The organism is Rhizobium sp. PRIMUS64 (assembly GCF_023006465.1).
Lineage (GTDB): Bacteria > Pseudomonadota > Alphaproteobacteria > Rhizobiales > Rhizobiaceae > Rhizobium > Rhizobium leguminosarum.
The window spans coordinates 63,282-74,032 of record NZ_JALBGX010000023.1 but is presented as its reverse complement, the minus strand read 5'-3'; the positions used below and the strand labels follow the sequence as shown (position 1 = coordinate 74,032).

The following is a 10,751-nucleotide window of genomic DNA, read 5'->3' as shown; positions in this document are numbered from 1 at the left end:
GCGGATCGCCCGCATGCCGCTCGGCTCGCCGATGATTGCACCAAGCGGGGCTGCACAGAGCTCCGGCAGGCAGGCAATCATGTGCGGCACGCCGCGGCAGCCGGCCTCCTCATCATAGGAAAAGGCAAGGTGGACGGGCTGGCGAAGTGGCATGGCAGCAAGCGCAGGGACGGCGGCGAGAACGACGGCCAGGAAGCCCTTCATGTCGGTGGCGCCGCGTCCGTAGAGGCGGTCCGCTTCGGCGCGCAGGCGGAACGGATCGCTGGTCCAGCCGCCTTCGGCGGCGGAGACCACGTCCATATGGCCTGAGAGGATATAGCCCGGCGTTTCCTTCGGGCCGATCGTGGCGAAGAGGTTCGACCGATCGCCTTCCGGGCCGGGAAGCTCGGTGACGTCAGCGCCGTGGCTTTGCAGATAGTGCCGGATCCACGCGACGATCTCGCCATTCGGCGTGCCGACGACGGAGGGGAAGCCAACGAGCCTTTCGAGAATTTCAATTGCCTGCATGGGATTCCTCACAGTGCGGGGATCTTTGAGGGTGCTTGCAACTGGGCTGACGGGAGGCGACATTCCAGGCTCACGGTGAACGGCGACTGCGGCCGGTCGGGCCTAGTCAATGACTTTAGAGGACGGTCCAGGCTTTATTTGCCGAAAGCGCAGCGGATTTGGTCGATTGTTGTGTTTGCGCCGGCCCAACCAGTGAATTGTATCGAACGATCTGTTCTAGTCTGGTCAGAGAAGTTTCCGGGCGCAGGCTTGGCCAGAAAAATGCGGCAGGGGGTGGGAGTGAGCGAACTGACATCCGAATCCAGGTTCGTCGACAGTTTCGAGACGCACATTGCCGGGATCGACAGCGTCGCCCTCGACAAGTTGCATGCGCTGTCGATGACCGTCGCTTGGCCGCATCGTGGCGAAGACTGGCAGTTCTTGCGGGAATTCGGCCAGGGCATCGTGGCGATCGATGAAATCGGCCGCATCCTGGGCTCTGCGATGTGGTTTCCCTACGATGCCCAATTTGCAACGATCGGTATGGTCATCACCTCGCCGCGTCTTCAAACCAATGGCGCCGGGCAATGGCTCATGGGCCACGCGCTGGAGCAGGTCGCCGGGCGCAACCTCGGGCTGAATGCCACGCGCGCAGCAAGACGTCTCTATCGTTCCCTGAACTTTGTTCGCGAGGCACTCGTCTTTCAATGCCAGGGCGAAGCGATATCGCCGCCGGATGTGGAGCTGCCGTCCGGTGCTGTGATACGGGCAGTGGAGGCCGGCGATCTGGAAGCGATCGCCGAATTGGACTGCGTGGCCTTCGGGACCGATCGCAAGCTGCTCCTGGCCCGGTTGATGGCAAATTCCAAAGGCATCGTGTTAACCCGTGCCGGCAGGATCGAGGCTTTTTCGCTTTGCCGGCGGTTCGGGCGTGGCCATGTCATCGGTCCTATTGTGGCGGGCAGTGACGCAGACGCGATCGCCGTCGTCCGCCCACATGCCGCCGAGCATGCAGGAGCGTTCCTGCGCCTCGACACACGCGAGCAGGGCGGGACCTTTTCCGATTTCCTCTCTCGCTGCGGTCTTCCCGTTTACGACATCGTGACGACCATGTCGCTCGGCGGCCCTTGGCTTCCGGTTCCGGGACATCAGGCGGCGCACGAACCGAGGACCTATGCACTCGTCAGCCAGGCACTCGGTTGACGCAGGCCTACCTGGCGATCGTTATCGGATTCTAAAGCGGTTCAGCTTTTAACGGAAGCGCAGAACCGCTCTATCCTTTTGTTTTTACGCAATTCCGGACGGAAAACCGCTTCGCACTTTTCCTGGAATTGCTCTAAGCGCCGGGACAGACCGGTATGTCGATCAGAGCCTGCCGGCGTTCAAAATCGGGCCGGAACGAACGATATTGCCAGAGACCTTCCGGGCTTTCCCGGCGGTATACGGTCTCGAGCCAGAACACGGAGTCATCGATCGGCAAGACAGGATGCCAAGCATACCATTCCGACCAGATTTTTCCTGCCGGGTCGTTGTCCATGATCGCCACTCGCCTCCTCATCGTCAGCGCAACTCGAACATCCGTGCGGCACGGGAGCCGTTGTCGTTACGAAACCGGCTTTCGGCATCGGTCACGATCAGCTCCTGGGATCGATGGTCTCGATTTCCTGGAGTCGAGAGACACCGATCGCGAGAGGTCCGATTTCTGCTTGCTGCGATCCCAGCGTGCCGCGGCGAATGTTCTATAATGCAGAATAGCAGCGGAAGAATATTCTTCAATAGAGATCATTTTCTCGTATTGCGCGAACTCTTCCTCTTCCCCCGTCGGGAGATGTTTCAGGTTGTGAGATGTGGCTCTGTTGACGAATGATTTCGTTGGTGGATGCAGTCGCCTCGATTGGGCTTCGACACCGGCGATAAGTTGCGGTGTTCAATCGCCACTGATCTGTTTGCGTGATGGTTGCATGCTCAGCCGATCGAACGCAGCCCGAGGTAGGCTGCCAGACTGATGGCGGAGAGGGCGATCGTTAGCCTGGGTCTCGCATCGTCGAACATGGCTGCCAGCGAAAGGCCGAGCATCAGGATGACGGATTTTGCCCAGAGATCTTGATCGGAGACGGTGAAAGCGATTGCCGCCAGAAAGACGGCGCTTGCGACGATTGTCATAGGGGCAGATTTCTCGGCGAGATCGCCGCCTGGGAAATACGGCAGAAGAAAACGCCGCATGCTCAAGCCTGAAGCGACGCTCAGAAGAAGACAGGTCAAGACAAGTTGCAGCATAGGGTCGTCGCCGATCGATCCGCAGATAGCCCTAAACATGCAAACCTCATGCCAGCCTCAAACCCTCAAAACGTCGTCCGACAGAGGCAACGTCGCGGCTTGCATGGCTATTTCCTCGGCGTCGCGACCCTTTTTTCGGCAATCGCTCGTCTGCTTGGGCTCATGTTTTTCGGCTGATGCCGAAACCGGCTTGAGCTGGAGCAATGATTTTTATATAGAGAATTATCTATCGTTTTAATTTCGCAAACGAGATCCTTTCATTGGACCTTTCATCGATCGAGATATTCCTCGCCGTTGCCAGCGACCGCAGCGTTACCAAGGCTGCCAAGGCCGTAGGGCGGGCGCCGTCGAATGTGACGACGCGCGTCCAGCAATTGGAGGAGGACCTCGGCGTTTCGCTCTTCAGCCGTGACGGCAAGAAGATGACGTTGACGCGCGAGGGCGGGACGTTTCTCGCCTATGCCAACCGGCTTATGGCGCTTGCGCTCGAAGCGCGCCAGGCCGTGCGGCCTCTGGCCCCATCGGGGACATTGCGGGTCGGCACCATGGAGAGCACGGCGGCAAGCAGGCTGCCGGCGGCGCTGACGCAATTCAATCAGATGTGGCCGGAGGTGTCGCTTCATCTGACGATGGGGGCGTCCCGCGATCTGATCCGCGACGTTCTCTCTGATGCACTGGATTGCGCGCTGATTGCCCGTCCACCGAAGACGATGCGCGAGGAAGACTCGAGCTTCGATGCCGAACTCAAGGCGCTCGAAATGGTGCCGGTCTTCGTCGAGGATCTGTTGATCGTGTTGCCGTCCGGGCATCCCTCCATCAAGTCAGCCGCAGACCTGCGTGTCGGATCACTCGCCGCTTTGGAACCCGGCTGCACCTATCGCCGGATCGCCGAAAACTGGGCGCGCAAATCGAGCACCCTGCCGACGAGCGAACTCGGCTCCTACCACGCGATCCTGGCAAGCGTTGCGACCGGCAATACGGCCGGCGTCATGCCGCGATCCGTCCTTGATCTCATGCACTGGCCGACGCCTCTCCAGACCCATCAGCTCGGGCCTGTCGAGACGCTGCTCGTCTACCGCAGGAATGATCGCCCAAGCGCGTTCAACGCATTCCACGAAGTCCTCAGCGCGACAAGGGGCAGAGATATCAGGCTGGCAACAAACTAACCTGAACGTCTTCCTCCTTCGCCGCCAGATAATCCTCGCTTAAAATTGGTCTTGTCATGCCGTATCCCGTTTCCCCGAAGGTGGGACCGAGCCGCTTCCGCCGCTTCCGTTTGTTTTCACCTATTCTGGCCGGTGCGACCTTACGAGAGCGATTGATTGGATGTCTCGGCGCTTTGCTGGCCATTGGTCTCACCGGCGTCATCAGCGGCTATCTGTTCGGCCAGGGGCCGCATCTTCCCCTGATCGTGGCGCCGATGGGGGCGTCCGCGGTGCTTCTTTTCGCGGTGCCGGCAAGTCCGCTTGCGCAGCCTTGGTCGATCATCGGCGGCAATACGATTTCCGCCCTGATGGGGATCATTGCCGCCTATTTCATTCGCGATCCGATCATCGCGACAGGCGTCGGCGTTTCGCTTGCCATCGGCGCGATGTCGTTCACGCGCTGCCTGCATCCACCGGGAGGAGCCGCCGCACTGACCGCCGTGCTCGGCGGCCCTGTCGTTGCCGGCTGGGGATTTCTTTTTCCCTTCGTGCCCGTCGCTTTGAACTCCTGCATCCTCGTCGGCCTTGGCCTGTTGTTCCACAAGCTTTCCAAGCGGAATTATCCGCACGTCGTTCCGAAACCCGCGGAGAACACCCATCAGACAGTGGACCTGCCATCTGCCGTGCGGGTGGGTTTCCGCGAAGAGGATGTCGATGCGGCCCTCGAAGCGCTCGACGAAACCTTCGATATCGATCGGGCAGACCTCGGCCGGCTGTTGCAGCAGGTCGAGCTGCAAGCGGTCATCCGCTCAAACGGCAAGATCAGCTGTGCCGATATCATGTCGCGTGACGTGATCACCATTGGCGAAGCCTCGGAACCGGATGCTGCACGGCATCTTCTCTTGAAGCACAATATCCGCACCTTGCCGGTGAAGGATCCGGAGGGCCGCCTCGTCGGCGCCGTCGGCTTGCGGGAATTGTCCATGAGCACCGAGACCATCGCGCACGCGATCTCGAGGCCGGCGGTGGCCAGACCTTCGGATTCTGCTCTGTCGCTGTTGCCTGTTCTGACGGACGGTCGCACGCATGCCGTCATCATCGTCGACGACGACTACCGGATCCTTGGCCTGATATCGCAGACGGATCTCCTGAGCGCAGTGGCGCGACTGCTGCCAAAGGAGGACAATGCGATTCCGGCGGTGGCCTGAGCGGTGAGCGTGGAACGTAGCTGGAGAAAAAGTCGGTGCTGATCGAGCGCGATTCAAATGGCGATTTTATCCTGGAATCATCGGAGCTCGCGAAACGGTTCGGATTGTCGCTGGCCGATCTTCGCCGCCACATGCGCCATGGCTCCGTCGTCAGCTCCGTGGAAATCGGTACTGCTGAACACGAGGGGACGAAACGGGTGTCGCTTCGGCTCGGCAACCGGCTTTGGCAAGCCGTTCTGAACGACGAAAATGAAGTGCAGCAGGAGCAGATGACCGTTCTTCGGGGTAAATCCTCCGGACGGCATCCGCGCTGACCCCGTCCTTATGGATGATCCGTGACGCCGGTTTGCTGCACCGCTCGGCCCTGTTCGCGCGGACCGAAAGAACGATCCCTTGCGGCCGCCGAGCGGTACGTCGAAGTCGACGCTGGCCCCCGGCAAATTGACTATGCCGGCTGGAAGCCCCTTGTTCAGTGCAGTCCGAGATAGGCTTTGCGGACGTCTTGGTTGTCGAGGAGGGCGGCGCTTTCGCCGGAGAGGTGGATACGGCCGTTGACCATGACATAGGCCCGCTGCGAAAGCTTCAGTGCATGGTTGGCATTCTGCTCGACGAGAAATATCGTTTTGCCCATCGCAGCGATCTCCCTCAAAACCTCGAAAACGCGCTTGACGATCAGCGGCGCGAGGCCCAGCGACGGTTCGTCGAACAGGATCAGTTCCGGCCGCGCCATCATGGCGCGGGCGATGGCGAGCATCTGCTGTTCGCCGCCCGACATGGTGCCGGCGGTCTGATTTCGGCGCTCCTTGAGGCGCGGGAAGAGCTCGAACATGGTGTTCCGGTCTTCTTCGAAGTGGGCCATGCCGATCGGCGTCGTGCCCATCATCATATTCTCTTCGACCGACATCTCCTGGTAAATCTGCCGGCCTTCCGGAACAAGCGCTATGCCGCGCCTGGAAATCCTGCTGGTCGGCATCCGCGAGATGTCTTCGCCACGATGCAGGATCTTGCCCGATGAGGCGCGCGGCGCCCCGAAGATAGAAGAAAGCAGCGTGGTCTTGCCGGCGCCGTTTGCGCCGATCAGGCTGACGATCTCACCGGCTGAGATATGGACGTTCACCGCCTTCAGCGCTTCCACCGGGCCGTAATGGGCATGAACGCCGGCGAATTCGAGAAGCGGTACCTCCGTGTCGGACGACTGGCTCATGCTGGTACCTCTTCTTCGCTGACACCGAGATAAGCGGCGACGACGGCCGGATCGTTGGCGACATGCTCAGGCGTGCCGTCGGAGATCACCTCGCCATGATCAAGCACGACGATGTGGTTCGAAATGCGCATGACGAGACCCATGTCGTGCTCGATGACGAGAACCGTCTGTTTGTGATCGGCACAAAGCCGTTGGATGACCTCCGCCAGATCCAGCGTTTCGGAGGGGTTGAGGCCGGCAGCCGGTTCGTCGAGGCATATGAGGCTCGGGCCCGTGCACATGGCGCGGGCGATCTCGACGCGGCGCTGCCGGCCGTAAGGCAGTTCGCCGGCCAGGCGGTTGGCGTCTTCGGCAAGCTTCATCTGCCCCAGCCAGTGATAGGCCCGGTCGACAGCCTCTGCCTCGGCCTTGCGGAACGCCCGGGTCCGGAAAACGCCACTGAGGATGTTGTTGCGGGTGGCGAGGTGTTGGGCGATCAGAAGGTTCTCGATGACCGACATTTCCTTGAACAGGCGGATGTTCTGGAACGTCCTGGCAATCCCGGCGCGCGTCACGAGATACGAGCCGCCGGTCATCGGTTTGGTCACCAACTGGCCGATATCCGTCGGACCATCGCGTCCGTTCAGCATAATGCGGCCTTCGCTGGAGCGATAGAATCCGGTGATGCAGTTGAACATCGTCGTCTTGCCGGCGCCGTTGGGACCGATCAGGGCGGTGACCGCGCCGCGTTCGACCGAGAAGCTGACGTCCCGGTTGGCGACGATGCCGCCGAAACGCATGGTGACATTCTGTACTTCGAGGATGGGTCCGTTCATCGTCCCGCCTCCGCCTTGCCCTCAAAGGACAGTTCGCTGCCGATGCCTTCTTTCATCGAGCTCGGAAAGAATGCCGGGCGCTTGATGCGGACCAGGCCGCGCGGTTTCCAGATCATCATCACCACCATCAGGATACCGAAGACCAGAACGCGGTATTCGGCGAACTCACGCAGAAGCTCCGGAAGAATGGTGAGAACGAGTGCGGCCGAGATGACGCCCGCCGTCGATCCGAGGCCGCCAAGGACGACGATGGCGAGGATCAGCGCGGATTCGAAGAAGGTGAAAGAGGTCGGGTTCACGAAACCCTGTTGTGCGGCGAAGAAGACGCCGGCGAGGCCGCCCGTGGAGGCGCCGAGCATGAAGGCCGTGAGCTTTGTGAAGACGTGATTGACGCCGAGCGAACGGCAGGCGATCTCGTCTTCCCGCAGCGCTTCCCACATGCGGCCGAGAGGGATGACGCGCAGTCGCTCCACGGCGTAGATGACGAAGCAGACGACAAGAAACAGCACGAAATAGAGAAACCAGAACCGGTAGTCCGCGCTGTAGGCGATGCCCAGATATTCATGAATGGGAACGCCACCCTGTTTGGCGGTACGGGTGAATTCGAGGCCGAGGAAGGTGGGTGCCGGAACCGGGGCGCCATTTTGCCCGCCGGTGAATTCCAGCCAGTTGTTCAACACCAGACGAATGATCTCGCCGAATCCCAGCGTCACGATGGCAAGATAGTCGCCATGCATCTTCAGAACGGGAAAGGCGAGGATCATGCCGAAGAGGCCGGCCAGGAATGGGGCAAGGATGAGCGCGCCCCAGAACCCGATGCCGAGATATTGCGATCCGAGCGCCAGGAGGTAGGCGCCCACGGCGTAGAAGGCGACGTAGCCGAGGTCGAGCAGGCCAGCAAGCCCGACGACGATGTTGAGCCCCAGGCCGAGAAGGCAGTATATCAGGGCAAGAATCGCGATACCCAGGAAGTACTTGTCTGCGAAAAGCGGCAGACTCAGCCCTGCGAGAAACAACAGGGAAAGGACCAGCACCGGCGACCTCTCCTTGCCGGTCATGACGGTCACGCCGGCACCGTTTCCGGCCATGCGTCGAGTGAGTTTTCGACCGGGGCTGCTCATCTGGAACAGCGAGAGCGCCGATCGACCTGCCGTGACGACGGCCGCCAGCAGTACCGCGCGCATCAGTTCGTTCGTGAACGAAAATCCCTCGAGCACCAGCCCTGAGATCGGGCCGAACAGGATGAGGGAGACCGTAAAAGTGAGGAGCGCTTCCTTGAAGAGCACCCGAAGGCGGTTGGATTCCATGGTTTCTTGCTCCTCCTCAGACTTTCTGGATTTCCGGCCGGCCAAGCAGGCCATAGGGTCGGAAAAACAGAAGGGTGATGAGCAATGCGAAGGCGAAGACGTCCTTGTAGTCGGTGCTGACATAGCCGGCGAAGAGAGCCTCGGTCAGGCCGAGGACGATGCCGCCGAGCACGGCGCCGGGCAGCGAGCCGATTCCGCCAAGAACCGCGGCCGTGAAGGCCTTGATGCCCATGACAAAGCCGATGAAGAAGTTGAAGGAGCCGTAGTTGAAGGTGACGAGCGTGCCGCCGACGGCGGCAGTGGCCGCGCCCATGACGAACACCGTCGAAATAATCCGGTCGGTGTTGACCCCGAGTATCGCGGAGATCCGGATATTCTGCTGGGTGGCGCGGCATTCGCGGCCGATCCTGGTGTAGTTGATCACATAGGTCAGCACCCCCATGGCGATCAGCGACGCGAACAGGATCACCGTCTGCATGTAGGTGATCTGCGCGAACTGGGTATCGTTACCGATGCGAAACGCCCCCTGGATGAGCGTCGGCACGCCCTGGTCGCGCGCGCCCTGGGCGATCTGGACGTAGCTCTGCAGCATCAGCGAGATGCCGATGGCCGATATCAGCGGAGCCAGCTTGGTCGAGCCGCGAAGCGGCCGATAGGCGACGCGCTCGATCACCCAGCCATAGACGGCCGTGATTGCGCAGCTGATCACCAACACGGATATCAAGGCGAAGGGAACTGACTGAACGCCGAAATAGCCAAGGACGGCAAGCGTGATGGCGGCGATATAGGCCGATACCATATAGACGTCGCCATGGGCAAAGTTGATCATCCGGATGACGCCGTAGACCATGGTGTATCCGACCGCGATCAGGCCGTAGATCGTCCCCAGCGTGATGCCATTGAACAATTGTTGAACCAGGATGTAAAAGTCCATGGTGAACCCCTCTTATGGTTTTCGGGGATGGATAAGCCGGCCGAACCTAAAGCGCGTCGCGATCTTTCAGAGTCTCTGATCGCGCTTTAGGTCTTTATTTTTCCGCATGTCGCTGCCGCAAAACCGCTGCACACTTTTGCGCGACAAGCTTTAGGTCCGGCCGGCTCGGGCAAAATGCCTTACTTCACCAAGACAGGGGTTCCCTTGTCGTCGAAGTTGTAGAAGACGAACTTGAAGTCCTTGATGTCGCCCTTGGCGTCCCAGGTGATCTTGCCGATGGCGGAATCGACGGTGTTGCTGCGGAGATAGTCGGCCTGGGCCTTCAGCTGGTCGCCGGCCTTCAGCGCGGCAACGACGGCCTGCGCATTGGCATAGCCATAGAGCACGTAGTTTGCCGGCGTGATGTTGGCCTTCTTCAGTGAATCCTGGACGCCCTGCGTGGAGGGATCCGCCAGCGGGTCCGGTGTTGCCGAATAATAGACGTTCTTGAGATTCTCAGCGCCACCGGCTGCCGCGACGAGTTCCGTCTGGGCGAAAGCGTCACCACTGACGATGACCACGTCGACACCCTGCTCCTTCAGCTGACGGATCAGCGGGCCGCCTTCGGGAATGAGACCGCCGAAGTAGACGGCATTGGCGCCGGAGCTCTTGATCTTGGTGACGAGCGCATTGAAGTCACGTTCGCCACGGGTCAGGCCTTCGTACATTACAGGCTTGATTCCGCGCGCTTCGATCGTCTTCTTGACGGCGTCCACCAGGCCCTGGCCGTAGGTGTCCTTGTCATGGATGAGGGCGATCTTGTCCCGCTTCAGCGTATCCAGAATGAAGCTGCCGGCGACGACGGCCTGCTGGTCGTCACGGCCGCAGCCACGAAACAGATTGTCGAAACCGCGATCGGTGACGGTCGGATTGGTGGAGGACGGCGTCATTTCGAGGATGCCGGCATCATTGTAGATCTCGGAAGCAGGGATCGTGTTGGACGAGCAGAAATGCCCGATCACCGCCTGGACCTTGTCCTGGTCGACGAAACGATTTGCGACGGCAACGGCCTGCTTCGGTTCGCAGGCGTCGTCACCCTTCACCAGTTCAATCTTCTTGCCGTTGATGCCGCCCGACGCGTTGACGTCGGTGACGTAGGCGGACACACCGCTGAATACCTGCTCGCCAAAGGTCGCATTGGCGCCGGTAAAGGGGCCGGCGACGCCGATCTTGATCGTGTCGGCCGCCAAAGCGTTGGAAAACACCAAGGCGGAGGCGACGGCGGTGGCGCTAAGAAGTCTCGATATGGATTTCATGTGTTTTTCCCTCTGGTTGAAGCTCTCTGGTTTTTAGTGGTTCTCGACGCGGTTCAGTCCGCGTTCATGCTTCGCATTAA

The 10,751-nt window shown here is 60.4% G+C and carries 12 protein-coding genes; 4 read left to right on the top strand and 8 right to left on the bottom strand.

What is annotated here, in order from left to right:
* The coding region (locus MOV76_RS12485; protein WP_247264630.1) for a M20/M25/M40 family metallo-hydrolase at positions 1-507 on the bottom strand (507 nt) is incomplete at its 3' end.
* A gap of 261 nt (positions 508-768) precedes the next feature.
* Here MOV76_RS12485 and MOV76_RS12480 point away from each other — a divergent pair.
* On the top strand, positions 769-1,689 hold the full coding sequence (locus MOV76_RS12480) for a GNAT family N-acetyltransferase (RefSeq protein ID WP_018245971.1): 921 nt from the start codon (positions 769-771) through the stop codon (positions 1,687-1,689).
* Positions 1,690-1,822: 133 nt separating this feature from the next.
* Here MOV76_RS12480 and MOV76_RS12475 read toward each other — a convergent pair whose 3' ends face one another.
* Together MOV76_RS12475 and MOV76_RS12470 are read right to left on the bottom strand one after the other, a co-directional pair.
* Entirely contained in the window at positions 1,823-2,023 is a 201-nt protein-coding gene (locus MOV76_RS12475) for a hypothetical protein (RefSeq protein ID WP_081295561.1), read from the bottom strand.
* A gap of 428 nt (positions 2,024-2,451) precedes the next feature.
* Positions 2,452-2,763, bottom strand: a complete 312-nt coding sequence (locus MOV76_RS12470) for a hypothetical protein (RefSeq protein WP_247264631.1) — start codon at positions 2,761-2,763, stop codon at positions 2,452-2,454.
* A 260-nt stretch (positions 2,764-3,023) separates the two neighbouring features.
* Here MOV76_RS12470 and MOV76_RS12465 point away from each other — a divergent pair, with 260 nt between their 5' ends.
* The 3 genes from MOV76_RS12465 to MOV76_RS12455 are packed head-to-tail and all read left to right on the top strand — an operon-like array spanning position 3,024 to position 5,430.
* Positions 3,024-3,929 carry a LysR substrate-binding domain-containing protein gene (locus MOV76_RS12465; protein WP_130729551.1) on the top strand — a complete coding sequence of 302 codons (906 nt, stop codon included), beginning with the start codon at positions 3,024-3,026 and terminating at the stop codon, positions 3,927-3,929.
* A gap of 56 nt (positions 3,930-3,985) precedes the next feature.
* Complete coding sequence (locus MOV76_RS12460) at positions 3,986-5,116, top strand: HPP family protein (protein ID WP_247264629.1); 1,131 nt, start codon at positions 3,986-3,988, stop codon at positions 5,114-5,116.
* Between the two features lie 35 nt (positions 5,117-5,151).
* Positions 5,152-5,430, top strand: a complete 279-nt coding sequence (locus MOV76_RS12455; RefSeq protein ID WP_018445068.1) for a DUF6522 family protein — start codon at positions 5,152-5,154, stop codon at positions 5,428-5,430.
* Positions 5,431-5,585: 155 nt separating this feature from the next.
* Here the strand turns inward: MOV76_RS12455 and MOV76_RS12450 are convergent, their stop codons facing one another.
* The 5 genes from MOV76_RS12450 to MOV76_RS12430 all read right to left on the bottom strand — a co-directional run bounded on the left by MOV76_RS12450 (position 5,586) and on the right by MOV76_RS12430 (position 10,671).
* Positions 5,586-6,320, bottom strand: coding sequence for an ABC transporter ATP-binding protein (locus MOV76_RS12450; RefSeq protein WP_247264628.1), 735 nt, complete (start codon positions 6,318-6,320; stop codon positions 5,586-5,588).
* On the bottom strand, positions 6,317-7,135 hold the full coding sequence (locus MOV76_RS12445) for an ABC transporter ATP-binding protein (RefSeq protein WP_247264627.1): 819 nt from the start codon (positions 7,133-7,135) through the stop codon (positions 6,317-6,319). The genes MOV76_RS12450 and MOV76_RS12445 overlap by 4 nt, the downstream gene beginning before the upstream one ends.
* On the bottom strand, positions 7,132-8,442 hold the full coding sequence (livM, locus tag MOV76_RS12440) for a high-affinity branched-chain amino acid ABC transporter permease LivM (protein WP_247264626.1): 1,311 nt from the start codon (positions 8,440-8,442) through the stop codon (positions 7,132-7,134). Before livM ends, MOV76_RS12445 begins: the two co-directional genes overlap by 4 nt.
* 16 nt (positions 8,443-8,458) lie before the next feature.
* Positions 8,459-9,376 (bottom strand): ABC transporter permease subunit, encoded by a 918-nt coding sequence (locus tag MOV76_RS12435; RefSeq protein WP_018445064.1) that lies wholly within the window; start codon positions 9,374-9,376, stop codon positions 8,459-8,461.
* A 179-nt stretch (positions 9,377-9,555) separates the two neighbouring features.
* Positions 9,556-10,671, bottom strand: a complete 1,116-nt coding sequence (locus MOV76_RS12430; RefSeq protein ID WP_247264625.1) for an ABC transporter substrate-binding protein — start codon at positions 10,669-10,671, stop codon at positions 9,556-9,558.
* Positions 10,672-10,751: the final 80 nt, after the last annotated feature.

Coding starts and splice junctions, on each gene's coding strand:
- MOV76_RS12480 (WP_018245971.1), top strand. CDS start 769: ATGCGGCAGGGGGTGGGAGTGAGCGAACTGACATCCGAATCCAGGTTC.
- MOV76_RS12475 (WP_081295561.1), bottom strand. CDS start 2,023: ATGGACAACGACCCGGCAGGAAAAATCTGGTCGGAATGGTATGCTTGG.
- MOV76_RS12470 (WP_247264631.1), bottom strand. CDS start 2,763: ATGCTGCAACTTGTCTTGACCTGTCTTCTTCTGAGCGTCGCTTCAGGC.
- MOV76_RS12460 (WP_247264629.1), top strand. CDS start 3,986: ATGCCGTATCCCGTTTCCCCGAAGGTGGGACCGAGCCGCTTCCGCCGC.
- MOV76_RS12450 (WP_247264628.1), bottom strand. CDS start 6,320: ATGAGCCAGTCGTCCGACACGGAGGTACCGCTTCTCGAATTCGCCGGC.
- MOV76_RS12445 (WP_247264627.1), bottom strand. CDS start 7,135: ATGAACGGACCCATCCTCGAAGTACAGAATGTCACCATGCGTTTCGGC.
- livM (WP_247264626.1), bottom strand. CDS start 8,442: ATGGAATCCAACCGCCTTCGGGTGCTCTTCAAGGAAGCGCTCCTCACT.
- MOV76_RS12435 (WP_018445064.1), bottom strand. CDS start 9,376: ATGGACTTTTACATCCTGGTTCAACAATTGTTCAATGGCATCACGCTG.
- MOV76_RS12430 (WP_247264625.1), bottom strand. CDS start 10,671: ATGAAATCCATATCGAGACTTCTTAGCGCCACCGCCGTCGCCTCCGCC.